Annotated in this window: 31 protein-coding genes and 3 pseudogenes; 5 read left to right on the top strand and 29 right to left on the bottom strand. The window is 54.7% G+C overall.

The window, feature by feature from the left end:
• Positions 1-10 precede the first annotated feature (10 nt).
• The 5 genes from CWM54_RS25630 to CWM54_RS25605 all read right to left on the bottom strand — a co-directional run bounded on the left by CWM54_RS25630 (position 11) and on the right by CWM54_RS25605 (position 2432).
• On the bottom strand, positions 11-223 hold the full coding sequence (locus CWM54_RS25630) for a hypothetical protein (protein WP_100698947.1): 213 nt from the start codon (positions 221-223) through the stop codon (positions 11-13).
• 60 nt (positions 224-283) lie between these two features.
• Entirely contained in the window at positions 284-613 is a 330-nt protein-coding gene (locus CWM54_RS25625; protein WP_162544171.1) for a hypothetical protein, read from the bottom strand.
• 867 nt (positions 614-1480) lie between these two features.
• Positions 1481-1798: a hypothetical protein gene (locus CWM54_RS25615; RefSeq protein ID WP_100698945.1), complete on the bottom strand. Its 318-nt coding sequence runs from the start codon at positions 1796-1798 to the stop codon at positions 1481-1483.
• A gap of 14 nt (positions 1799-1812) precedes the next feature.
• Positions 1813-2163 (bottom strand): hypothetical protein, encoded by a 351-nt coding sequence (locus CWM54_RS25610; RefSeq protein ID WP_100698943.1) that lies wholly within the window; start codon positions 2161-2163, stop codon positions 1813-1815.
• On the bottom strand, positions 2160-2432 hold the full coding sequence (locus tag CWM54_RS25605) for a hypothetical protein (protein ID WP_100698941.1): 273 nt from the start codon (positions 2430-2432) through the stop codon (positions 2160-2162). Before CWM54_RS25605 ends, CWM54_RS25610 begins: the two co-directional genes overlap by 4 nt.
• A 189-nt stretch (positions 2433-2621) precedes the next feature.
• Here CWM54_RS25605 and CWM54_RS25600 point away from each other — a divergent pair, with 189 nt between their 5' ends.
• The gene (locus CWM54_RS25600; protein ID WP_100698939.1) at positions 2622-3107 is read left to right on the top strand and encodes a cytoplasmic protein; all 486 of its coding nucleotides are present in this window, start codon (positions 2622-2624) and stop codon (positions 3105-3107) included.
• A gap of 160 nt (positions 3108-3267) precedes the next feature.
• On the opposite strand, the gene CWM54_RS25595 is transcribed toward CWM54_RS25600, so the two are convergent.
• The 22 genes and pseudogenes from CWM54_RS25595 to parM form a co-directional block, all read right to left on the bottom strand.
• Complete coding sequence (locus CWM54_RS25595; protein WP_223156217.1) at positions 3268-3387, bottom strand: type I toxin-antitoxin system Hok family toxin; 120 nt, start codon at positions 3385-3387, stop codon at positions 3268-3270.
• Positions 3332-3484 carry a DUF5431 family protein gene (locus CWM54_RS29355; RefSeq protein ID WP_227521636.1) on the bottom strand — a complete coding sequence of 51 codons (153 nt, stop codon included), beginning with the start codon at positions 3482-3484 and terminating at the stop codon, positions 3332-3334. Before CWM54_RS29355 ends, CWM54_RS25595 begins: the two co-directional genes overlap by 56 nt.
• 175 nt (positions 3485-3659) lie before the next feature.
• Positions 3660-3899, bottom strand: coding sequence for a hypothetical protein (locus tag CWM54_RS25590; protein WP_052451810.1), 240 nt, complete (start codon positions 3897-3899; stop codon positions 3660-3662).
• Positions 3899-4126, bottom strand: a complete 228-nt coding sequence (locus tag CWM54_RS25585) for a hypothetical protein (protein ID WP_048334732.1) — start codon at positions 4124-4126, stop codon at positions 3899-3901. The genes CWM54_RS25590 and CWM54_RS25585 overlap by 1 nt, the downstream gene beginning before the upstream one ends.
• On the bottom strand, positions 4123-4854 hold the full coding sequence (locus CWM54_RS25580) for a plasmid SOS inhibition protein A (protein ID WP_100698937.1): 732 nt from the start codon (positions 4852-4854) through the stop codon (positions 4123-4125). The genes CWM54_RS25585 and CWM54_RS25580 overlap by 4 nt, the downstream gene beginning before the upstream one ends.
• Positions 4851-5282, bottom strand: coding sequence for a conjugation system SOS inhibitor PsiB (gene psiB / locus CWM54_RS25575; RefSeq protein ID WP_100698935.1), 432 nt, complete (start codon positions 5280-5282; stop codon positions 4851-4853). Before psiB ends, CWM54_RS25580 begins: the two co-directional genes overlap by 4 nt.
• Positions 5283-5326: 44 nt before the next feature.
• Positions 5327-7384: a ParB/RepB/Spo0J family partition protein gene (locus tag CWM54_RS25570; protein WP_100698933.1), complete on the bottom strand. Its 2058-nt coding sequence runs from the start codon at positions 7382-7384 to the stop codon at positions 5327-5329.
• A gap of 69 nt (positions 7385-7453) precedes the next feature.
• Positions 7454-7702 carry a DUF905 domain-containing protein gene (locus tag CWM54_RS25565; RefSeq protein ID WP_100698931.1) on the bottom strand — a complete coding sequence of 83 codons (249 nt, stop codon included), beginning with the start codon at positions 7700-7702 and terminating at the stop codon, positions 7454-7456.
• Between the two features lie 48 nt (positions 7703-7750).
• Positions 7751-8293: a single-stranded DNA-binding protein gene (gene ssb, locus CWM54_RS25560; RefSeq protein ID WP_100698929.1), complete on the bottom strand. Its 543-nt coding sequence runs from the start codon at positions 8291-8293 to the stop codon at positions 7751-7753.
• Between the two features lie 689 nt (positions 8294-8982).
• Entirely contained in the window at positions 8983-9303 is a 321-nt protein-coding gene (locus CWM54_RS25550; RefSeq protein ID WP_100698925.1) for a hypothetical protein, read from the bottom strand.
• Between the two features lie 34 nt (positions 9304-9337).
• On the bottom strand, positions 9338-9592 hold the full coding sequence (locus tag CWM54_RS25545; protein ID WP_100698923.1) for a DNA polymerase III subunit theta: 255 nt from the start codon (positions 9590-9592) through the stop codon (positions 9338-9340).
• Between the two features lie 193 nt (positions 9593-9785).
• Positions 9786-9977 (bottom strand): hypothetical protein, encoded by a 192-nt coding sequence (locus tag CWM54_RS25540; RefSeq protein WP_032426749.1) that lies wholly within the window; start codon positions 9975-9977, stop codon positions 9786-9788.
• 42 nt (positions 9978-10019) lie between these two features.
• Positions 10020-10526, bottom strand: a complete 507-nt coding sequence (locus tag CWM54_RS25535) for an antirestriction protein ArdA (protein ID WP_100699033.1) — start codon at positions 10524-10526, stop codon at positions 10020-10022.
• Between the two features lie 44 nt (positions 10527-10570).
• Positions 10571-10999 carry an antirestriction protein gene (locus CWM54_RS29090; protein WP_015632477.1) on the bottom strand — a complete coding sequence of 143 codons (429 nt, stop codon included), beginning with the start codon at positions 10997-10999 and terminating at the stop codon, positions 10571-10573.
• A gap of 679 nt (positions 11000-11678) precedes the next feature.
• The gene (locus CWM54_RS25520; RefSeq protein WP_100698921.1) at positions 11679-12446 is read right to left on the bottom strand and encodes a hypothetical protein; all 768 of its coding nucleotides are present in this window, start codon (positions 12444-12446) and stop codon (positions 11679-11681) included.
• Between the two features lie 53 nt (positions 12447-12499).
• On the bottom strand, positions 12500-12919 hold the full coding sequence (locus tag CWM54_RS25515; RefSeq protein WP_004144453.1) for a DUF1380 domain-containing protein: 420 nt from the start codon (positions 12917-12919) through the stop codon (positions 12500-12502).
• Positions 12920-12928: 9 nt separating this feature from the next.
• Positions 12929-13150, bottom strand: a complete 222-nt coding sequence (locus tag CWM54_RS25510) for a hypothetical protein (RefSeq protein ID WP_001568042.1) — start codon at positions 13148-13150, stop codon at positions 12929-12931.
• A complete protein-coding gene (locus CWM54_RS25505) occupies positions 13150-13851 on the bottom strand; it encodes a DNA methylase (RefSeq protein ID WP_001568041.1) in 702 nt (233 codons plus the stop codon). The genes CWM54_RS25510 and CWM54_RS25505 overlap by 1 nt, the downstream gene beginning before the upstream one ends.
• Positions 13852-13922: 71 nt before the next feature.
• A pseudogene (locus tag CWM54_RS29345) lies at positions 13923-14092 on the bottom strand (hypothetical protein); the annotation flags it as partial.
• A gap of 195 nt (positions 14093-14287) precedes the next feature.
• Positions 14288-14518, bottom strand: coding sequence for a hypothetical protein (locus CWM54_RS25500; RefSeq protein WP_001568040.1), 231 nt, complete (start codon positions 14516-14518; stop codon positions 14288-14290).
• Positions 14519-14579: 61 nt separating this feature from the next.
• The gene (locus CWM54_RS25495) at positions 14580-15251 is read right to left on the bottom strand and encodes a plasmid partitioning/stability family protein (RefSeq protein WP_022644880.1); all 672 of its coding nucleotides are present in this window, start codon (positions 15249-15251) and stop codon (positions 14580-14582) included.
• A 2-nt stretch (positions 15252-15253) separates the two neighbouring features.
• Positions 15254-16225: a plasmid segregation protein ParM domain-containing protein gene (gene parM, locus CWM54_RS25490; RefSeq protein WP_001568038.1), complete on the bottom strand. Its 972-nt coding sequence runs from the start codon at positions 16223-16225 to the stop codon at positions 15254-15256.
• Between the two features lie 232 nt (positions 16226-16457).
• Between parM and umuD the strand changes: the two genes are divergently transcribed.
• Both umuD and CWM54_RS25480 read left to right on the top strand, forming a co-directional pair.
• Entirely contained in the window at positions 16458-16889 is a 432-nt protein-coding gene (umuD, locus tag CWM54_RS25485; RefSeq protein WP_100698919.1) for a translesion error-prone DNA polymerase V autoproteolytic subunit, read from the top strand.
• Positions 16889-18160: a Y-family DNA polymerase gene (locus CWM54_RS25480; RefSeq protein ID WP_100698917.1), complete on the top strand. Its 1272-nt coding sequence runs from the start codon at positions 16889-16891 to the stop codon at positions 18158-18160. The genes umuD and CWM54_RS25480 overlap by 1 nt, the downstream gene beginning before the upstream one ends.
• Positions 18161-18241: 81 nt before the next feature.
• Here the strand turns inward: CWM54_RS25480 and CWM54_RS25475 are convergent, their stop codons facing one another.
• Both CWM54_RS25475 and CWM54_RS25470 read right to left on the bottom strand, forming a co-directional pair.
• Positions 18242-19216, bottom strand: a complete 975-nt coding sequence (locus CWM54_RS25475) for a ParB family protein (protein WP_165785970.1) — start codon at positions 19214-19216, stop codon at positions 18242-18244.
• Positions 19216-20421: an AAA family ATPase gene (locus CWM54_RS25470; protein ID WP_000368714.1), complete on the bottom strand. Its 1206-nt coding sequence runs from the start codon at positions 20419-20421 to the stop codon at positions 19216-19218. Before CWM54_RS25470 ends, CWM54_RS25475 begins: the two co-directional genes overlap by 1 nt.
• A gap of 129 nt (positions 20422-20550) precedes the next feature.
• Here CWM54_RS25470 and CWM54_RS29340 point away from each other — a divergent pair.
• Both CWM54_RS29340 and CWM54_RS25465 read left to right on the top strand, forming a co-directional pair.
• Positions 20551-20626 (top strand): annotated as a pseudogene (locus tag CWM54_RS29340) (hypothetical protein); the annotation flags it as partial.
• Between the two features lie 131 nt (positions 20627-20757).
• Positions 20758-21043, top strand: a pseudogene (locus CWM54_RS25465) (hypothetical protein); the annotation flags it as partial.

Genomic DNA, 21043 nt, shown 5'->3' with positions numbered 1-21043 from the left:
TGACCAGACCTCAATCCACACCCAGACGGCGGAACATATCGGCGATGATATTCCGGCGGGTATATGAAGCACCTGCGGCTTTCAGATCGGCCAGCACGTTATAGGCGTAACTGGCATCCTTTCCGTGAAAAGCGATCACCTTTTCCGCTATTGGTTCAAAACTGGATGGGGAAGTTTCCCGGGAGAAAGCCTCTGATGAGTGTTGATGGCCGTATACTTTCATTTTGCGTTACCTCTGGTCTTTAAGGGATGGCAGCGATACGCCGCCATCCGTGTTTATTTCTCAGCAGTCGTTTGCCGCCAGTTCACTCATCAGTACATCCCGTGCTTCCAGCGCGCGTTCCTCTTCGGCTAGCGTCAGCAGATAGCCGCGCTTTGCCGCAGCGCCCATTAACACCGGACGGTCTTTCAACGGCAGCGCATCCAGATAATCCAGTGCACCACCCAGCAGACGGGCCTGATACAGCTCGTAATGCATCCCGCAGCTCCGACCAGCCTTTTTCTCGATACGTTCCAGCACTACATCGGCGCGGATAACATCGAACGGGTTTCGGGAATGAATGTTGCGTATAAAGCCATCGGTACGCAGGACCATATTTCTACGCTCCATCATCGTTTCTCCTCTGTCTGGTTTTTTGTCTGTTAAAACCATCACCCGTTGAGTTGCCGGGGCCGCGGTTTTGACGTTTTGCGGGGACCTGCTGAACCTGCCCCCTGGATATAACCTTCACCCGTTTGAGAGCCGTTCGCCGCGAGGGCAAAGACGCCACGGCCTGACGCATCTGTCCGGGGCAGGACACAAAAGTTTTTGCGGTTCCATGCAAAAAGTTTTGTGGACTGTTCATTACACCCTGGACAGCCAATGCGACAGGTTGTGGCTATGTCAGCCCGGGCGAATGGACTCAAACGGGTGATACGGGTACCAGGGGAAAGGAGCAGGCACCCGCCGCAACGACGGAACGCGCGGGCGCGAAACGGCGTTGCCCTGCAGAGTGCCGGCAGTCCTTCGCCGGCACGGTGAAAGCGGCGCGGCCGGAACGGTCGCAGCAAGCGCTGCCGTTGACCCTGACCTCAGACATCAGACACTAGCCGTCAGGCCCGAAACCGCGTAGCGGGTTCGGCGGAGCTTACCGCGTCTTTTCGCGGTAAGCGGAGTGTGGCTCGACGACTGGACAGCGCAGCTGGCCGGGAGCCGAAGGTGTCCAGTGTGGGTGTGCTTTTAAGCCTTTTCAGTTTTAAAAAGGGACACAGCAGGAAAGAAAGCCATCACAGGAAGGAACGGAGGAGTATCAGAACAAAAGCCCGCAGGGAAATCACGGGCTGATCCAACGGGCGAATCGAGATAGGTCAATATATGCAACATACAGCTCAATAACCGGGCCGGATGTTATGATCCGCGTCACAAAATTAACACTACCACATATAGGGATTTATAAATTCCTGAAACTGCAGTTGTCCGGATCACAGACAGGTCAGGAGCTTACTTATCGTTGTTTTCACTCAGGTTATTCGTTTCAAATGCGACAAGAAATGTTTTCATCCCGGCACAAAAAGCATTGAATTCTTCCGGCGTGACCTCTGCGGATCGGTTTATTCTGGCTCCGCGAAGATGAGAATTGCCGGATGCATTTTTTTCCGCCCCGGCACTGCGGATTATCGAGTCGGCCCGGCTTTTAGAACATGGGACACCGCCCAGGCTGATAATTTGTGCAACATCATTCCTGTTGAGGCAGCCAATCGCCCCGGCAATCATCTTTAGATTAGCGGTAAGTTGTCTTCTGGAAAGGACGTCACTCATCGGTATGACCTTCTTCAGCGCTCGAGCCGCTCGACGGTAGCCAGCAGTTGTGGATAGGTCGCTGAAAGGCACTTTTCATACAGCGATTCAGCCGCGGGGATACCCTCCAGATAGTAATCCGAGTCCCGGATTTCCTGAGCCAGATATTCAATAAAGGCGGGTTCCACAACGGAGCCATTCAGCACATTAAGCAGAACCTGTGTTTCTTCGGCATCGAGAGGAAGGGCACAGGCGCGAACCAGATGCGCATAGCGATCAAAGATATTATTCAGCCGTTCAGTCACCCCTTCCCTGTGGGAGTTCAGATGAGCTCGCAGCTTAGGCGAAGGCGTGAAAGAGGGGTTGCGGGAAATCTCTTTTTTCATGGGTTATCCTCAGAATACTGGCCCGACATCATTAAGAATTTACGCCGTTCCTCCATGTACTGGCGGTACCATTTACGGGCAACACTGGCCAGATCGTCCACAGAAGCGCCACAGGAAAGCGAACTTCCCATAAACCCTCCCCCACGGCAAATCTGAGCACCTGTATTACCAGAGTGTCCCGGGGACTCCAGGTGAACGTAGCCCCCCCTGTCGGGTGCGTAAAAACTGAAAGTTTCTCCGGTTTTACGGGATTTTATCGTGAAGTTCATGCTGGATCTCCTTTGGCTCACCCGCGACTGCGCTTCGCCTCTCTGAGTTAAGTGGATTCACTGCTGTTCATTACACAGACAACTGTATGACAGAAGTCATACACAATCAAGCAGGAAGAGTAAAATTTGAGCGCAATATATATTAATGCTAATGTACGCATCCATTAGCATTAATAACTGGTGCATAAAATGGCTCAGGAATCCCGGACTGAACAGTCTCGCGCTTACTTTTACCGCAACTTTACGTACACAATCGAACATCTGACCCGGGATTATCAGGCTGAACTGCAGCGCTATTCTGATGATTCGTGGGAACTGCCTCAGAGAGCCGCACGCCTCAGCGCAGCAGTTAAGCGCTATAAAACGTACCGGATGCTGAATTTTATTTTTGAGATAGCTGACAGCATCGATCTGGACTTAACCCCGCTTATTGTAAAGCGTCTTTGTATGCGCCTTTTCGGCCGCTCGGGTAGCCAGGACATAATTGTTGCCACTTTTGGGCAGAAGGGTCGCCAGCACCGCAGCCGCGATAATACGCCTGCCATCCTGGATGAAATAGCTTCCCGCTACCGTCTTGCCGCATACTCCTGTCAGGCCTCCACCCTGAGTGATATTGCAAGTGTGAAAAAGCACTATCAGACAGGCATCCGTGCAGCACGGAACAGGGAAAAATAACCTTCCCGGTAATAGCTAATGGATGCGTACATTAGCCTCAACATGAATAGATAGAGGAAAAAGGGGCTACCGGCGAACGGTAACCCCTTCATAAAGGCGCTTCAGGCATGACAGACATCATCTCCCCTTAATGGCGGGGGTTTCCCCCCGCCGGGGTTAGCTACTTAGCGGATTCGTAAGCCATAAAAGCCGCCACCTCCCTGTTCGTGTCTCTGTACCGGATTTCACAGAGTGATTTCCGGGTGAGGTAAGTGAATATCAGCAGTGTGAGGCACACTATTAATACACACCCGAGCAGAGTGTTTCGCGGCAGTTTCATGGCCTTCTTCTCCTTGCCTCGCGGCATCTAAGAGGCTATCCTGATGTTGTCTAGGCATACAGGTGGCCTCGTGGGTTAATGAAAATTAACTACGGGGCTTTCTGCTTTCTGCCGCACAACACGGTAACAAACCACCTTTACGTCATGAGGCAAAAAGCCTCAAGCGCCGATGTCATTATACCCTGTCGTCTCTCATCCACCCAGGACTAACAGTCTGATAACTGAATATATCCTCAAACACCTCCTGACTCGTTTTCTCTCTGCAAACCCAGTGCCTGCCGGATTTCAGCCGCCCGTTGTTCGCTACCGGCGTTCTCTCCGGCGCGATACACCAGACTGATTAAGGACAGTAACTCCTCCCTGTCTTCTGAAGTCAGCTTGACCTCCAGACGGCACAATACTTTTCCGGTGACCGCATGGCGAAATACCGTTCCCACATCCTTCCGATCAAACTTCCGGCTGACAATACTCATCAGAACTCCCTGTCGCTGTTTCCTGCAGACCAGTCCCTGATTTGTTCATCCAGCGCCTGAATATGCTGATCGACATATTCAACCAGCCGCTCTGTTTCTGTTTCCAGCCAGCCACTCAGCCCGTCCCATTCGCAGGTCATATCTTTAAGTCGGGAAGAGATGGTATGCAGTTTATTGCGCTGGCTGCGGGCCACCTTCAGCTCCGTTTTGCAGGGGTTATTTCTCATTGTTTTCTCTCCTGCAACTCAAGTTTGTTGGGAACCAGCCAGCGTTCGCGTTCCAGAATGTGTTCCCCGGATCCCCTGACGATAAAACTGATTTCATGCATCACCTCATACAACTGTGCATGACTGTAACGCAGCCAGACCAGCTCCCTGAGTGAGGCGAATCGCGTCTGCCAGCGCCAGAAGGCCGGTTCCAGCTCACTCGCGTCAAACTCGTCGCTCCACCGGGTGTACCAGGTGCAGACGGTTTCCGGTGACTGAAAATTCAGTTCTGTGACAGCCTGTCCCAGCAGGTTCTGACGCAGTAACCAGGACTGCTCGACCTGACGGGCTTCACGGCGCATTTTTCGGGTGAAGGCAAAGTCCTGACGTTTTAGCCTGCGTACTGTTCGGGTATGAAGGACTTCCGGAAAAAGTTCAGCCTGCACATCCATTGTCAGCGGCAGCGGACAGTATTCCCCGTGGCTGGAGATAAGCATATCCAGCGCCTCTTCCACCTGTTTCAGGCTGGAAAGGCGGTCTTTTGGATCACGGTGAAGGCCAGGAATACGGCGGGCAACGTCACTGTTAATCCGGCTGCAGCCTGTCAGCAGGCGCAGGAATGTCCGGACGTGTGGCATCGATGGCAGACGTGCGCCGCGCTGGCGAGCCTCTTCCACCGTCATGATGGCCTGCAGCGCTGCCTGACGGGCTGGCTTCAGGGATACAAGAGCACTGGATGACGGGATCATTGTGCGCCATCCTGTGACAGCGTGCTGATGATGCTGGCAAACGAGTAGCCACCGGCGTCAAGACACTCGATGAGATCCAGAGTATGGGTGATGAGTTCAGGGTTGAATGCATCCATCACGCGAACGACAGAGAACGGCTGACCGTCACGGGTAACAAAGACCACTATCCAGCGAGGATTCAGCTCCCCCGGGCTGCATACCGCCACATCAAAGTGACCATGAGGGGGGGTAAAACGGATCTGGACAGGAAAGAAGCCGCCAAATTCGCACCGGTATTCGGCATTCACGGACCAGCCGGACGGTGAGGTCAGATCGCGCATGACAGCGTGACTTAGCTCCCGGCGAAAGTCTTCACCGGCGGCGCGGTAGTCTTCCAGCTCATCAGAAGACATGGTTTTCAGGACATCCAGAGTCAGTAACGTTTTCATTTTCAGTCTCCTTATCGCCGCCCCGCAGGGCGGCGTCTCCGTTATCAGGCGGCGCAGGCCGGGTTGTTATGGTCGGTGACGTCGCCGGCATCAGCGTCGGTATCGTTCTGACTTGTTGCCAGACTGAGTTCAGACTTTGCGGCAAGCTGTTTCTGATTGTCAGCACTGGTCATCCATTCCGGAACCCAACGGATTTTTGAGAGGAAGTGCTCTGCATGTTCAGCGGCATCCTTTTTCTTCATCTTCGCGGCGTCCTGTGCTGCGCCAGCCAGTCCGGCCTGAGAGAGTGCCTGTACAATGTGTGGCAGCTTCATGTGCGAGAAAAGGTTATCAGCCGTCGGTTTCCACCAGTCACGAAGGTCAAACTGAATGGCGTTTTCCACCCCATCCAGCGAACTCTGGTGTTTACGACCAAATTCATCCTTGCCCTGTACACCATCTATGGAACAGGCGGTGCAGAAAGCCATCAGCGCCATCAGGGTTGCGCCATCGAGCGTAAAGAAGGTGGTCATATCCTTTCGCCAGTTTTCCGGCAGCAGGGCTTCAAGACGTTCTTTTTCTGCCTGGATGGCCTGAAACGCAACGCTGTTTTCACCGTCAGGTGCTTCACGGGTCAGCGCGTAATGCGACACACTCACACTAATGCAGAACGGCTCTTTGACGGACGTTGTGGTATGGAAAACCGAGTTACACATTTTCCAGACCATCAGCGCGACGGCTTTCTGCGACTGCTGCAGCAGGGCCGCCTGAACCGCCAGTGTGCGTTCAGAAGAAAGGCGGGTCAGCAACGGAACACTGACGGCGTCCAGCGGATCGACTTTTTCAGGGGCCTGATCGGTGGAGGCATCCTTCTCCTCCATTTTTTCATCGGCGCGCAGTACTACGCCACGCTGCACCGTCACCTCATGACCATTCCAGGAAACCACCACACCGGAGGTCTGCTTATATTCATCCGTCCATGCCCGGTGTTTTGCCCGGTGCGCGATGGTCTGCTGTTCTTCCCAGACGGCTTCCAGAGCCCCGGCCACGACATCAGCATTCACGCCGGGGTTCTCGTCTTCATACTTAGCTTCCAGAGCTTCCAGCTCCGCAAGACGTTCTGATTCTGTCTCAGAATATTCAATCGGTGGAACAGACTGCAGACGCCAGATTTTAGTGTCCTTCCCGTAGTGTGAAATCGGGTCAAGACGACCATCACACCATGACCAGCCTTCCGCTTCGCGGAGGTGCTCCGCGATATTCTGCAGTTTTTCCAGCAGGGCGGTATCGAGCGATGCGCTTTTGACATAGCCGCCGTTTTCGCTGCTGAAGAGATCAACCCGGATTTCTTCCGGACTGAATGCGGCCTGCCCCACAAAGCGGAATTTATCGCCGTTTGTGGAGACCTCTTCTGAGGTAATGAGGTTACGGATCGAGGAAACTGATACTTCATTATTCCAGGACCGTTTGCGAGCGGATTCCAGCACTTCCACCTGGCGTTTCTGATCGCTTTCGAGCGCCAGTGCCTGGCAGTGTTCGGTGGTGATTTCATCTTTCGCCAGCGCCTCCAGAATTTCGGGAGCCAGTTCGGTCAGCTTCAACATGCGCTGAACATGACGGGTACCGAACCCAAGCCAATCGCCAATCTGCGCGGGAGTTTTCCCCTGCTCTGCCAGCGTGCGGAATCCGGCGATCTGTTCAGACGGATGCATTGCCATCTGCTGTTCGTTTTCTGCCATTGATGCCGCAACAGCCAGTTCATCAGGTACCTTTTTCACCATTACCTGATATCCGGCATCGATACGTTTTTCACTCTGCAGGAGCTGCAGCGCTTTCAGGCGACGTCCACCTGCAGCCACACCACACAACCCGTCAGGGAGAGAATGAACGACCAGATTCTGCAACAGGCCAAGCGCATCAATGGAATCTGCCATTGAGCGTACTTTCTCCGCCGGATAAGGGATGGTCCTGACGTTCAGGGGAGATTTCACCAGGGCCGTCACCGGGACATACTCAATCGGTGCGGCATCGAGAGCCGCTTTCAGCGCTTCGGCTTCAGCAGCTTTAAGGGATTTTTTGCTGGTTTTTGGAGCAGTTTTTACCTTAGACTCTGTTGCAGACATAATTGATACCTCTTAGCTATTGATGAATGTCTGCCGGACAGCCCACCTGTCCGGCCTTCTTCTTACTGCTTACTTCGTTTTGCGTACTCCGTAGCCCCGGATGTAGCGGTTCATCATGTCCTCGCCGCCCGGTTCAAAATTCCAGACGCGCCAGATCATGCTGCCGTCATCCTGATGACGGACGACAAGGCGAAAATGGGTCCCCTGGTCATCTTCAATCGCCACATTCTGATACTGCGCTGCGACAACCTGAGCCTGCTCGCGGGTAAACGTGCCATCCGGCAGGGATATAAGCGGGGACAAAGCGTTATGGTCCATGTGTTTCTCCTTTTCTGCCCCGCCTGAACGGGGCGTCTTCATCGTGGTTTAAAAGGGCGCGTCATCATCCATTGGTGGGAAATCATCCGGGAGTGGCTGAGGCGGTTGCTGAGACGGAGCCGCATCCTGACGGCCTTTCTTACCGCCCTTCGCTTTCGGGGATTTAACCGCAGCCTGAGCAGGTTGTGCCGGGGTAGCAGGACTCTGCGGCTGCGCGGCGCTCTCAGGCTCACCGGATCCACGGCGGCCGCCGAGCATCTGCAGGGTGCCGTTCTGGCCGACCAGCACCTCGGTGACGTAGCGCGTGACTCCGGTTTCGTCCTGCCAGTTGCGGGTGCGCAGCTGGCCCTCGATGTAGACCTGCGCACCTTTACGCAGGTATTCGCCCGCCACTTCCGCGAGCTTGCCGAACATGACAACACGGTGCCACTCGGTGTTTTCGCGCATCTCTCCCGTCTGCTTGTCACGCCATGTTTCAGACGTGGCCAGCGTCAGACTGGCCACTGCGCCCCCGTTGGGCATGTAACGCACGTCCGGGTCCTGTCCCAGATGTCCGACCAGAATGACTTTGTTAACGCCACGTGCTGCCATGATGAATCTCCTTACTCTGTTGTTTTGTCTTTAAAAACCATCACCCGTTGAGTTGCCGGGGCCGCGGTTTTGACGTTTTGCGGGGACCTGCTGAACCTGCCCCCTGGTTGTTACCTTCACCCGTTTGAGAGCCGTTCGCCGCAAGGGCAAAGACGCCACGGCCTGACGCATCTGTCCGGGGCAGGACACAAAAGTTTTTGCGGTTCCATGCAAAAAGTTTTGTGGACTGTTCATTACACCCTGGACAGCCAATGCGACAGGTTGTGGCTATGTCAGCCCGGGCGAATGGACTCAAAAGGGTGATACGGGTACCAGGGGAAAGGAGCAGGCACCCGCCGCAACGACGGAACGCGCGGGCGCGAAACGGCGTTGCCCTGCAGAGTGCCGGCAGTCCTTCGCCGGCACGGTGAAAGCGGCGCGACCGTTCCGGTCGCAGCAAGCGCTGCCGTTGAACTCAGACATCAGACACTAGCCGGCAGGCCCGAAACCGCTTTGCGGGTTCGGCGGAGCTTACCGCGTCTTTTCGCGGTTAGCGGAGTGTGGCTCGACGACTGAACCGCGCCAGCGGGTCAGGAGCCGAAGGTGGCCCCGGGGCAGATTGTGTGAAAAGAAAGTTAAACAGAGGAAGAGCTGCAGCAAGATGGAGAGTACCGGTCTGGTCTGGTCTGGTCTGGTCTGGTCTGGTCTGGTCAGGACTGAGATTCGCCCTTCTCTTTTCTGTACTGAACAACGCAGTACCAGGCCGAAGCCAGGAAAGCAAAAACGGTGATCAGCACGCGTAATTCGTCACCCGGCTCTTTCCCCTTCAGCATCAGCGTTATGATGATGCCGGCAACGATAATCCACGCCATGCCACTCCAGAGGCGCAGTTTTTCTGCCACGACATTAATCAGGATAAAAACAACTGCCAGGATCCCCCCCCACAGAGCCGGAACAGGCTGAAACGGAATAAATAACAGGTTAATACCGGTTAAAAGCGTCACGGCTGCAAACATCAGAGACATACGCATAAAATTTCCTCCCTGGACACACTGACGATACGAATCACTTCTGCTGCTCATCTCCGGGTTTATTATATTCGGGCGCATTTGCGCGCGGCAGCTGCTGACTGTTCTGCTGATGAACTTCAAGCCGTTCACGGAAATACTGGCGAAGATGTTCAGGCTGTTCCCGTTCAACAAGCTCAGGCACAACAGGCTTGTTCATCCTTTCCTGCCAGGCAACGGCAGCGGCCACCTTATCGACGGCAACGTTGTCCTGCTCCTCTTTTGAAAAAGAGGCGATATTCCACTTTGACATATGTCTCACCGGTCTGCTTTAGAGGAAGATATCCCTGATAATACGCGTATTCCCGGGCAACAGCGACTGACAACGAAGAGGAGAGTGCGCGGCGCCGGAGGCGCGGCGACGTCTCTCTCCGGCAGGCGCAGCCTGCCAGGGTTTTGCGCGCGGACTGACAGGCGCCCTCCGGCCCGGACGCCTGCCATCGAGCTTACTGGCCCTTGCCGCCCTGTAAGATAAAGTGTCCGCCAATACAGACGGCACACTGACAGGTCATGTATTCGCAGATTTCATCCATCACCTGCGCAGTGGTCAGTTCCCGCTGACCGGCATCGCGGCGGCGGGCATTAATCAGGGCTTTGTACTGTCGCAGGATATCGCGGCTTTGTGGTGCAAGTTTCATATGCTTTCTCCTTAACCGGCGGGCTTCCCCGCCGGATAGTAATCAGTTGCTGAATACATAGCCTTCATGGAAGACATAGCCGCTGCTGAACAGATCCCGCGCGTAAGCCTCATAATCGAAATAGACGCTCAGGGATTCAGGCACCTCGTTTAACAGGCCGTGATCCTCCACAAAGCCATAAGCAAAATCCTCCTCGCTTTCAGCCTCGCCACAATACGCATCATCAAAGGCGTCATAGTCGCACTCGCCGGTATATTCCGCCCAGGCCACAAACGCGGCTGCGCGCCCGTCGTCCTGCGCCTGCCGGAATGCCTCGATAAACGCCCACTTAACAGAGGATTCAGAGGCAAACTGAGACGGGATCCCTTCCCAGTCCTGAAACATAAACTCGGGGTCATCCTCGGCGGCATGCAACGCCCGGCAGGCGTCATAAAATTCGTCTTCGTCGTCGAAATCGGTTAAATCAAACCATTTGCCAAAAATACTGCCGCCGTTGTACTGGTGATACGTGCCCACGTAGATGGCCGGAGTGGTGATGGATGAATTCATTTTTTCGTCTCCCTGCGGGGCGGCATGGCCGCCCCGGTCGTTAATCAGTCCAGCGCGGCGTAAATGGCGTTGCATTCCGGGTGAAGGGTAATGTGATTCCAGAGCTGGGCATCACGCAGCATATAAAGGCGAGTCAGTGCCGGGTTACTGCTGTCATGATGGGCCGCCAGACGGCGATTAATCGCCAGGCTGGTCAGAATAATGCCCGCCGCGTCGGCGCTGACCATGCGATCAAACCAGTTTTCACTGTTGAACAGATGAACCCGGCCACAATCCGGCATCATGTAACCGCCGCCCTCTGGAAGCCGGATAAAGTGCCAGAACTCACTGCTGTATTCAGGCATCCATTGTTTCGCCAGCGCATACACCTGCAATTCTGCGAGCATGAAATCCGTGCCGAACAGGTAGGGCATAAAAGACAGGCGGTCACACTCTTCAACATTCAGGACGGGGCGTGTTGTCACATACTGCATGGTAAAACCTCCGTAATCACATGGACTGCGGCACCGGGTTGTGCCGTGCCGACACGTCAGCCCGGCGGAAAGCGGAAGATGCAGGGGCGACACCGGAGGCCGCAGCGCAGATAAAGCGCGAAGCTGGTCTGGACGGTTTTCGAGCGAAACCTGAGCGAGAAAACGACGGGAAGAACGGCGAGCATCAAAAAAAAACTGCGACCGGGCGAGGATGGCGGCGTCAGCGAACCCTTGCATCTGCAGCAGCCGGGCTAAAGTGAAGGCACGGCACTACCCGTCGCGATGCAGGAGGTTGAATACAGGGTTTCTCCCCCCGTTTTTCGACCACAGGGAGAAAAGCGGAAGCAGATGTCGCGACGCGACAGACGCAGGAATAAGGCCACAGACCGGAGGGATGGGGCCGGGTGAAGCGGAGCCGGCGGCAACGGCAAGCCGGCGACTTCCTTATCCGGAGATGGGTGCGCCAGCGAACTCCAGCCTCTGCGGCTGCCGGGCTAAAGTGAAGGCACGGCACAGCCAGCACACGGCACGGCGATAACAGAGGGTTGTGTTCACCCAAAAGGCCCGGAAACCGGGCCGGGTGGACGCGGAGCCGGCACGGCGACATCCTTATCGCACCACTCCTCCTGTGCCGGCAGGCTGACAAGGGAGGGTCCCCCTCCCCTGATGCGCCGGGCGGTCACTCCTGAGTTCTGCTGGCGCGGGCCTCTCTCACCATTTCCCTTAAAACCCGGCGATCAAACCAGCGCCGGACCGGCGTGTCCGTAAAACGCAGCTGATCAGCGATAACCCCTGCGCTCCTGATAGTTTCCTCCCGCTCGTTAACCAGGGTGAGCAGGACCGGGCAGAATCGCGCATCGCGAATAAGAATGGCATCGAGGACCTGATCCAGCCTGTCGGTTTCGTCTTCGTCCAGGCAGTTATCATGATCATACTCCACGGCCAGCAAGCGCCAGTCACCGATCCGCCTGTCCATCAGACGGGGATTGACGGACGACGTCAGCGCGGCGGCGATGCGCTTCGTATCCCGGTGGACGATTTCCGATATCTGCATGAGGGAGGCTTTCAGGAAGGCCAGCAGATCGTCACATTCCGCCGCCGTCAGCCACTCCTGAGCGTAAGGCAGGCGGATAACCTGACAGTCAGCCAGCCGCTCCGGATGCGGATATGCCTGCACCGGAAAGAGATGCAGACGAGCCGGGGTTCCCGCCAGCCGCCGGGCGCTGGCGAGCAACAACGCTGCCCGGCCATACGTCAGCGGCTGACAAAGCTGTTCCGTAAGCGTGAGGATTTCCACGCCACTGAGAGAGCCGCAGGCGGCAAGCCAGCCGGGTACGGTTTCAGGGGCGACGGGCGCCATATCAACAGTGTCGGGCCAGCCAGCCTGGCGCAGCATCCGGTCGCCGTGACGCAGAATAAGCGTGTTAAGGGTTTCATTTTTCATCATTATCGTCTATGTCCGGGTTATATCACCCCGCAGCGTGGCGGGGCGATCTGCTGTCAGCTTTTCAGTAATGCCCGCACTTTTGCTGTATCCGCCAGGCGGCGCATGACGCTTTCCGGCACCGGGAGATTGCGATCCCGTGCGGTCCATTCCCTGTCCCACAATGCCTGTTCGGCGGTAATCAGCAGGGTTTCAAGCAGGTCAACCGGCACAGTCACCCTCTGCCCGTTCTCTTTCACCTGGTCTATCAGTGCCATCACCAGGCCGGCTGACACGCCCGACTCAAGCCGTTGTTCTTCCGGTATAGCGTCCATGCGTTCCAGTACTGCCCTTACGTCATGTTCTGAAAAGGAATATTCCATCCCGTCAGCCAGTGCTTCAATATCCGCCGGGGTCCAGATAATCAGGTTCAGCGGGGTTTCTGCGGGATATTGCTCATTCAGCATCCTGCAAAGATCTTCACGGGTTCCGTACATGTTCTCTCCTCAATCCAGAAAGCTTTCATCGAGCATCAGTGCAATATTGAACGCCTCATCCATCAGGACGCTGAGACGTCGCAGACTGATACCGGCAAGCCGTTCCGCCAGTCCGTCGTACCGGTAGTGGTACGTGTCTTCCAGCACTTTCAGGGTGGTTTTCAGGTCGCAAAGATTGTTCGCCAGCCCGGCCATATCGCGGCGCAGGGCTTCGTGTCCGTCGTAATTCATTACGCGGCCTCCGGGAGCCATTCATCGTTCGCCGCCGGGGTATTGACGGCCCGGTGCATGGCGGCCAGTCGTTCGGTTCCGGCCCGGTGGTACTGCGCCAGCATTTCGATGCCGATATAGCGGCGTCCGGCACGGTATGCAGCGACGCAGGTCGAACCGCTTCCGGCAAACGGGTCGAGAACAATCGCGCCCGGGGCGCTAAATGACTCAATCAGCGGCTGTAGCGCCTCCACCGGTTTCTGCGTCGGATGCAGGGTATTACCGGTATACGGGAAGGGCAGCACATCCGGCAGCGGTTTAAGGGGCGGCACGGGGCGGCCTTTGGCAAGGACATAAGCCCCTTCATGGCAGTAGTCCACAAATCCGCGTCGGGCCCTGGCGTTACGACGGTTGGAGGCATAGTTTTTGGTGAACACAAGCTGGCCCACGGCATAGAATCCTGCCGCCTTCCACGCGGCCATAAAGCGGTCCACACGGTTCCAGCCGTAGAAGCTCACCATCAGTGCGTCTTTTTTAAGGACGCGGTACATCTCCAGCGTGGCCGGTTGCAGCCATTCGTCCGTCACATCCCCGGCAATCTGTCTGCCCTGACGGTCCTTAAAACCGACGAGGTAAGGCGGATCGGTCACAATAAGGTCCACGGCACGGTCGGGGAATCCGCGCATCACATCAATACAGTTCCCGAGAATGAATCTGGACATGGCAGCACTCCTGTAGTCAGAGGGGGCAGGAGGCATCACCGCGATACCGTTCCCTGCCGCACGCTGCCTGTTCATCGCGTCCGGTCACGGGTCAGGCCGACCGTGGAATACCGCAGCCGTCCGTCTTTTGGACGGCAAGGATATGCCGCGAAAGCGGCTTGAAGGGCGTTCCTTAAAAGGGCGAGGGACTGGCGTACACTCTCAACGACGCCGGGCCGGAGCGGAAAAACCGCCCGTCCCGTACCAGACCGAACGCGAGACACTGGCAGCGTCCGGCAGGCTTGCGTTAACTCCAGGCGAACGGGGAATTACCTGCATACCTGTCCACAAATCCGGGGCTTAAGATTGTGGATAACCTGAAGGCAAAGGACGGAGAAGCGCGGGAGAACAGGCGCCACCACGCCTGTTATTTTTTTGAACAACCGGAAAGTTTATATCAGCGGTTCAGGGATTTATCCCCGGCCAGGGACAGGCCAATATAGACGCCCGCCCCCCAGATGACCTGCGACAAAATGAAAACCCACTGCGGAACGTCGAAAACCAGAAGCGGAAGCAGACATACCGTCACAATGCCAATCAGCCGGCTGCCAAATTTTCTGCGCACCGGTTCACTGCTGTCGACGGGAATGCGGGCGAGACGGAGCACATTTCTGAATCCTGGTGACATGAGAACCTCCCTGGGGATGAAAACCATTTAATTCTGTATATTACAAGATCTGTTTTTGATTTTAGTCACCGAATGCACGCCGCATATTTTTCTTTAATTCCCGGGTATCCGACCCGGACACCGGCGCGGCAGATGCTGCCGGCGTATCCGGTACTGCAGCTGCAGCCCTGTTCACGTCAGCGGTGCCGGCCATCTGCTGAACCAGTGCCTGCAGCTCACTGACCGAGGTGGGCGGTACCGGCATACTGGCCAGCAGGCGCGGCAGTTCCGGCGCCGTCGTGTGGAGGGCAAGACCGGTGATAATCAGGTTTCTCAGCAGATCCCCACGCAGACGGGATGACGCTTCCGTCAGCACACTTTCCACCCGTTCCCCACTCCGGCCATTCTGAAGCGTCAGGGTGTAACGCCGGCGCTGGTATTCTGTCTCCGGTGACACGGGCAGAGCTGCCTCACCATTTTCGGGCTCATCCGGAAGGCCGGTGAGTGAGGACCAGGTTCCGGAGACCAGGGCCATCACGGCGCAAAGGCGGACAGCGCTCAGTTGCCCGGCAAAGAACACCGGGATCAGCGCCGGTAAACGGGCATCCACCTGGTATACCACCGCCCCGGCGGTGGCGGCGGTACGGATGAACTCACCGCGCAGGGGCTGTGAGATGGTGCTGATGGTTGCCATTGCCGCGATGTCGGTGCGATCGTCGCTGTGCAGATAGAAAGAATACTGGCCGTCCGGCACGTTTAGTCCTCTTTATTGTAAAGGGCAATCTCCCTGGCCAGCGCCATCTGCGGATCGCCGATAACCTCGATACGGTCAGGAGCCAGAGGCCAGGCCTGACGGATAGCTTCTTCTATGAGGGAAGCCCCTCCCCCGACCAGGAATACCCGGTTAACGTTCCTGAAGGCCGTCAGCTCACTGGTGACACGCGCCCCCAGGGAAGTGATCGCCTCTGTTATTTTGTTCCGAACCTCGTCGATTTTACCGGCATCGTTGATCACACGCTGCAGATACTGACGATCATTGCGGTTGCGGATGATAGTGTCAGCGATGAGGGCGCTGGTTTCGCTGTCTGCCGCCCGCAGCGCGCCTGCAGCTGCGCGGGTGACCTGTGACACGCCGACAGACGGATTACCGTGCACCGCACTGATATCATCAAACTGGCCGACAATCACACCGGCATCGAGCGTGGTGCCACCGAGATCGATAATCAGGGTGGTCTCAGCGGGGCCGGGCTTCAGCTCCGCGAGACGGGAGAACGCCGCCGGCAGTGATTCCGGCATCACCTTCACGTCCGTTACGGTAAATGCCCTGCCCTTATTCAGAACCAGCTCACGCATCAGGTTTTCCCGTTTGCGTCGTATGTTCTCCTCGTTCCGCTGGCAGTCCCCGTCGTAATACTCACTCAGGGGCAGCGTCACGGTCAGGCTCACCGGCTGCGGCTCCAGTCCGCTGTTCAGCAGCGCATGATGCACGGCCAGCAGGTTGAGATCACCGTACTGATATTCCACGTTTGTTGTCGGGATGGCATCCCGGCTGACGCTGTCCCAGGTGTATTTCAGCGTACCCACCTGATAGTTGAACGTTGCCGCACTGAATTCCGCCACTTTCCAGCCATGCCTGAAGGAGTTCGCAGAGACTCGGGTCTGAAGCTCATCGCCTTCAAACCATGCCAGCTTAACATTAGTTGAACCATCATCGCAGTAAATATTCATCATTATGCTCCGTTAATTACACTCAATTTGATACCAATTATAAGATCAAAATGAAAAAATAAAAGCAATATTTCTCAATATGAGCAATATAAAAATATCAAAATGATTAGTTTGAGCATTTTGAACACCTTTATGTACTCAAAATGTTCTTAAGGCATGCGATCTGGATTATCGTCACGCTGTTAAATATACTGTATGCATAACCAGTATTTTTGGAGTGTCAGGAGGAAAGATGAAGCTACAACTTTTCAGCGCCGGGAAAGAACTCCCGCCACAGACCCATCCATTGTTTGCCGATCTGGCCAGCTGCGGTTTTCCCAGCCCTGCTGCTGACTATGTCGAGTCCGATCTGGATCTCCATGATTACTGCATACGGCATCCGAGCGCGACGTACTACCTGCGTGCCAGCGGAGACAGCATGGCCGACGGCAGTCTGTACAATGGCGATCTGCTGGTTGTGGACAGTGCTGAAAAGCCGCGGCACGGCGATATCGTTGTCGCCAGCGTACAGGGTGAGTTTACGGTGAAACGGCTTCTGCTGACGCCGCGACTGACGCTGCAGCCCATGAATGCCTCCTGGTCGCCGATTTATCCTGATCCCGACGAGCTGGATATCTTTGGCGTCGTCACGCATATCATCCACCGCCCGAGGGAGATGTACTGATGTATGCCCTGGCCGATGTGAACAGCTTCTATGCCAGCTGTGAACGTGTTTTCCGCCCGGATTTGAAAGGAAAGCCGATAGTCGTCCTGAGCAACAACGACGGGAACGTAATCGCTCGCAGTGCCGAGGCGAAGCCCTGGATCAAAATGGGAACTCCGTGGTTTCAGATAAAAAACGAAAGGTACCCGGAAAAAATATATGCGTTTTCAAGTAATTATGAACTTTACGCCTCGATGTCGGCGCGCGTGATGAACTGCCTGGAGGAACTGGCCCCCAGGGTGGAACAGTATTCCATTGATGAGATGTTCCTCGACCTGACCGGCGTGGAGCACTGTATGGGGCTTGAGGACTTCGGCCGGCAGCTGCGTCAGCACGTGTATGACTGTACCCGCCTGACCATTGGCGTGGGCGCCGGACCAACGAAAACCCTCGCAAAATCAGCCCAGTGGGCCTCAAAAGAGTGGAAACAGTTTCGTGGCGTACTCGCTCTGACCAGGGGAAATCCGCAAAGGACGCGGAAACTGCTTTCACTGCAGCCGGTTGAAGAAATCTGGGGGGTGGGTAACCGTATTGCACGCAAGCTGAATGTGCTGGGCATAAAAACCGCGCTCGATCTGGCTCTGACGAACCCGGCCTTCATCCGCAAAAATTTTTCTGTGGTCCTTGAGCGAACGGTACGGGAACTGAACGGGGAAAGCTGCCTTTCGCTTGAGGAAGCCCCTCCGACGAAACAGCAAATTGTGTGCAGCCGCAGTTTTGGCGTGAAGATCACAGAGTACGAGTCGCTCCGCCAGGCTATTTGCCAGCACGCAGAGCGGGCCTCTGAAAAGCTGCGTAAAGAGCGCCAGTATTGCCGGCATATTTCCGTTTTCATCAAAACGTCCCCGTTCGCCGTTAAAGAGCCGTACTACGGCAACGTGGCCACGGAAAAACTGCTGACCCCGACTCAGGACACCAGGGACATCATTGCAGCCGCCACAACGGCTCTGGAGCGTATCTGGAGGGATGGGCACCGGTATGCCAAAGCCGGAGTTATGCTGAATGACTTCACCGTCTCCGGCGTTTCGCAGCTGCAGCTGTTCGACGAACGCCCGCCCCGCCCTCACAGTGCTGAGCTGATGAAGGTTCTGGACGGGATCAACCACTCAGGGCTGGGTAAAGTATGGTTTGCGGGGCGGGGCATTGCCCCGGAATGGCAGATGAAACGGGAGATGCTTTCTCCTGCTTATACGACACGATGGTCAGATATTCCTGAAGCGAAACTGGCGTGAAACTTTGGCGATTTCACCTTGAAATTCTCAACCTAAACTTCCTAATTACAATAAGTTAGATGTGAAATCGCCATGGCGAAATTATTGACTCAAATTTCTGTCAAGGACCTCATTGATGGCCTTGTCCAGTTCATCCTGAACCACTTTTGACATACGGCTAAACTCATAAGTCAGCGTGCGCCCTTTCACACGTTTGCGCGCAAACTTGTCCTTTTCTTCAAACGTCCAGAGCGGGGAAATCACTGACTTTTCCTTGGGAGGTGGAGCTATCAATGCCTGAGATGCCTGAGAAATCAGCTTCAGTATACTGGCTTTCTGTTCATCTTCTGGTCGCTCGCAATCACTTAAAATTGCATTATGTCGATCTAAGACAGACTGAATGAGTTCTTCAGGCGTTAAGCCCTTTTCACTGAGTTTTTCGTTAACTTCTAAAAGAATTTTATAGTCACTAAACGATAGCTCCGACTGAACCGGGAACAGAGCAATCAAGTCTTGCGGTACTGCCGCCGCCTGCAACGCCCTGGTGACCTTAGCCTGAGATAACCCCTCCAGTTCAGCAATTTCCTTTTGATTGAATCCGGACTCTTTAAGAGCTAACAGTCTCAGGCCGATTTCGCGAAGGTTATGTTCTTTAGCTGTCTGGATATCTTTAGCCAGTTGGCGAGCTTCATCAGCTGATAAATGTTCATCGGTAACCATGACATCAAGGCCTGTGCGGATATAAATCGCTGAGGCTCGCCGTCTTGAACCATCCAGTATCTCAATCTTTTCACCTTGCTTAATACCAATACAGGGGAAGAACTGCTGAAACTTAATCGTCTGGATAATGGATTTCAGGGACTCCCTGGTCAGTGCAAGTTGATCTCTTCCGTTGTTTTCCTGGTTTACGAAGGTCTTACTTTCAACTTCAGATGCAGGCACCCGAACAAACCTAAACGTTACCTTCCTGCCGGTTTTTAAGGTAAATACCTGGCTTCTACCGGTGTCCGTCATTTCCGCCATTGACGCCTGGGTATTTAACTGTCTGCCGATGGTTTTTCTTTTCTCATTCGACATCACATACCTCCGTTAGTACGAATGAACTCGATGCGATCAAAGACTGCCTTCGCAAAGTCTTCCGCTGCTGATTTTGCGCTTTTTAGTGCCTCAGTACTTCCATCATAGGTTGCTGGATTTGCTGAAATAACTGTGTCAAAAGTCTCCCCACAGCGTTCGAAACCATCCAGTCTCGGCAGAACCATGTCTAGCATATCGGCACCGAAAACCTCTTTGGCCTGACTATGGCAAATTTTGTGATCAGACTTGTTCAGGATCTTGGACATGAAGCCGACATTACCGATGAGATTGCAGGTGTGCCCATCCATTTCGATGGAATCTATGAGGGCAGGGAGGCTGGCCACAAACTTCAGGGAAGAATGAAAATCAACCGTCGCCGGTGGAAGAGGGGTCAACATCAGGTCTGCCGCCCCAATGCAGTTTTTCAGGAACGCATCAAGGTGAGGACCACTATCAAGGAAAATAAAGTCGTAGTCATGCTGGAGCTTGTCGATAATGTTCTCTTTAAGCACCGCATGAATATTTTTCCCTGGCAGATGTTCTTCACACAATCCCTTCCAGCCTTCAGCAAGGAATGCATCGTCAATGGAAGCGGGGATTACATCAACACCAGGGATAATAGACGGTACTATAAAATCGGAAAGTAATTCTTCACGAGACACGTTCTGGAGCATGGCCTGAGCAGCCGTATTTTCAACCAAGCCCACTGAATTCTCATGGCTCAGGAACATTGTCAGAGATGCCTGCGGATCGAAATCGATGGCCAGAATACGCAGGTCTTCGAACAGAAGCTGAGGATGAGCTCGAAAAGCATGTGATAATGAAGCGGTAGAAACTGTCTTGGAACCACCACCTTTAAGATTACATACAAAAATCGTAAAGGCTTTATCGAAGCGATCCCTGTACTTCGGTACTTTACGATGGTTATACAGATCGATGACATTCTGAATCGTCATCGCGTATTTCATCGTATTACCAGAAGGTTTCTTTTTAAAAATGTAGCCACCGGCTTCCATTTCGGACACAGCATACTCAACACTGCCTTTACTGAGCTTAGGCAGCTTATACAGAGCGGCTTTGCTGTATTCCTGATAGAACTCGGTAAGCTTCAATTCCTCTTTTTGCTGTCGGATACTTTCGCTCAAAGATGTCAGAAGCTTACCTGCACGTGTAGCGACTTTCCGTAACTGCTCAATATTGTCCATTTATCACCTCATGACGTTTTTTGTCATTTTGAACAAAAAGAGTCATGTTGCAAGCAAAAAATCATATTGTTTTGATTTCGCTCTCAACAGGAGGGGGGAGAAGTTCGACGGGCGTGCCACTCAATCACAGTGCCGCAACACGCAGACGCACTTATGACCATCACACAACAAGTCGTACAAAAGGGTATAGAGAAAGGTATCAGCGCTCGCCGCAGCCATGTAACCGAGCGTAGCGAGCGAACTGGCGAGGAAGCGAAGAGGAACCGTTCCGGCAGATAGCTCTTACGCTCAGCACAAGAAGAGTTTTCCATCCTCTGTGGGAAACAGGTCAACTTTATGGACGCTCAGGACTATGGGAAACAGGTCAACTTCGCGGACGGCCGGGAGTGTGGGAAACAGGTCAACTTCGCGGACGGCCCGGACTATGGGAAACAGGTCAACTTCGCGGACGGCCCGGACTGTGGGAAACAGGTCAACTTCACGGATGGCCGGGAGTGTGGGAAACAGGTCAACTCCGCGGACGGCCCGGACTGTGGGAAACAGGTCAACTTTGCAGACGACCGGGACTGTGGGAAACAGGTCAACTCCGCGGACGGCCCGGACTGTGGGAAACAGGTCAACT

The organism is Klebsiella sp. D-Nf1, from assembly GCF_002810515.1.
In the GTDB taxonomy this organism is placed as follows: domain Bacteria; phylum Pseudomonadota; class Gammaproteobacteria; order Enterobacterales; family Enterobacteriaceae; genus Klebsiella; species Klebsiella variicola.
The sequence above is the reverse complement of the archived record's forward strand: the minus strand, read 5'-3'. Positions and strand labels throughout refer to the sequence as shown.

Excerpts from the sequence above, each read along its gene's own strand:
- CWM54_RS25510 (WP_001568042.1), bottom strand. The coding sequence starts at position 13,150 with ATGAATTACGACGGACACGAAGCCCTGCGCCGCGATATGGCCGGGCTG.
- umuD (WP_100698919.1), top strand. The coding sequence starts at position 16,458 with ATGAAGCTACAACTTTTCAGCGCCGGGAAAGAACTCCCGCCACAGACC.
- CWM54_RS25625 (WP_162544171.1), bottom strand. The coding sequence starts at position 613 with ATGATGGAGCGTAGAAATATGGTCCTGCGTACCGATGGCTTTATACGC.
- CWM54_RS25540 (WP_032426749.1), bottom strand. The coding sequence starts at position 9,977 with ATGAAACTTGCACCACAAAGCCGCGATATCCTGCGACAGTACAAAGCC.
- CWM54_RS25615 (WP_100698945.1), bottom strand. The coding sequence starts at position 1,798 with ATGAGTGACGTCCTTTCCAGAAGACAACTTACCGCTAATCTAAAGATG.
- CWM54_RS25580 (WP_100698937.1), bottom strand. The coding sequence starts at position 4,854 with ATGATCCCGTCATCCAGTGCTCTTGTATCCCTGAAGCCAGCCCGTCAG.
- CWM54_RS25475 (WP_165785970.1), bottom strand. The coding sequence starts at position 19,216 with ATGTCGAATGAGAAAAGAAAAACCATCGGCAGACAGTTAAATACCCAG.
- CWM54_RS25610 (WP_100698943.1), bottom strand. The coding sequence starts at position 2,163 with ATGAAAAAAGAGATTTCCCGCAACCCCTCTTTCACGCCTTCGCCTAAG.
- CWM54_RS25550 (WP_100698925.1), bottom strand. The coding sequence starts at position 9,303 with ATGCGTATGTCTCTGATGTTTGCAGCCGTGACGCTTTTAACCGGTATT.
- CWM54_RS25565 (WP_100698931.1), bottom strand. The coding sequence starts at position 7,702 with ATGGACCATAACGCTTTGTCCCCGCTTATATCCCTGCCGGATGGCACG.
- CWM54_RS25585 (WP_048334732.1), bottom strand. The coding sequence starts at position 4,126 with ATGAGAAATAACCCCTGCAAAACGGAGCTGAAGGTGGCCCGCAGCCAG.
- CWM54_RS25570 (WP_100698933.1), bottom strand. The coding sequence starts at position 7,384 with ATGTCTGCAACAGAGTCTAAGGTAAAAACTGCTCCAAAAACCAGCAAA.
- CWM54_RS25515 (WP_004144453.1), bottom strand. The coding sequence starts at position 12,919 with ATGTACGGAACCCGTGAAGATCTTTGCAGGATGCTGAATGAGCAATAT.
- CWM54_RS29090 (WP_015632477.1), bottom strand. The coding sequence starts at position 10,999 with ATGCAGTATGTGACAACACGCCCCGTCCTGAATGTTGAAGAGTGTGAC.
- psiB (WP_100698935.1), bottom strand. The coding sequence starts at position 5,282 with ATGAAAACGTTACTGACTCTGGATGTCCTGAAAACCATGTCTTCTGAT.
- CWM54_RS25535 (WP_100699033.1), bottom strand. The coding sequence starts at position 10,526 with ATGAATTCATCCATCACCACTCCGGCCATCTACGTGGGCACGTATCAC.
- CWM54_RS25600 (WP_100698939.1), top strand. The coding sequence starts at position 2,622 with ATGGCTCAGGAATCCCGGACTGAACAGTCTCGCGCTTACTTTTACCGC.
- parM (WP_001568038.1), bottom strand. The coding sequence starts at position 16,225 with ATGAATATTTACTGCGATGATGGTTCAACTAATGTTAAGCTGGCATGG.
- ssb (WP_100698929.1), bottom strand. The coding sequence starts at position 8,293 with ATGGCAGCACGTGGCGTTAACAAAGTCATTCTGGTCGGACATCTGGGA.
- CWM54_RS25630 (WP_100698947.1), bottom strand. The coding sequence starts at position 223 with ATGAAAGTATACGGCCATCAACACTCATCAGAGGCTTTCTCCCGGGAA.
- CWM54_RS29355 (WP_227521636.1), bottom strand. The coding sequence starts at position 3,484 with ATGCCTAGACAACATCAGGATAGCCTCTTAGATGCCGCGAGGCAAGGA.
- CWM54_RS25505 (WP_001568041.1), bottom strand. The coding sequence starts at position 13,851 with ATGTCCAGATTCATTCTCGGGAACTGTATTGATGTGATGCGCGGATTC.
- CWM54_RS25500 (WP_001568040.1), bottom strand. The coding sequence starts at position 14,518 with ATGTCACCAGGATTCAGAAATGTGCTCCGTCTCGCCCGCATTCCCGTC.
- CWM54_RS25470 (WP_000368714.1), bottom strand. The coding sequence starts at position 20,421 with ATGGACAATATTGAGCAGTTACGGAAAGTCGCTACACGTGCAGGTAAG.
- CWM54_RS25545 (WP_100698923.1), bottom strand. The coding sequence starts at position 9,592 with ATGTCAAAGTGGAATATCGCCTCTTTTTCAAAAGAGGAGCAGGACAAC.
- CWM54_RS25520 (WP_100698921.1), bottom strand. The coding sequence starts at position 12,446 with ATGATGAAAAATGAAACCCTTAACACGCTTATTCTGCGTCACGGCGAC.
- CWM54_RS25590 (WP_052451810.1), bottom strand. The coding sequence starts at position 3,899 with ATGAGTATTGTCAGCCGGAAGTTTGATCGGAAGGATGTGGGAACGGTA.
- CWM54_RS25480 (WP_100698917.1), top strand. The coding sequence starts at position 16,889 with ATGTATGCCCTGGCCGATGTGAACAGCTTCTATGCCAGCTGTGAACGT.
- CWM54_RS25605 (WP_100698941.1), bottom strand. The coding sequence starts at position 2,432 with ATGAACTTCACGATAAAATCCCGTAAAACCGGAGAAACTTTCAGTTTT.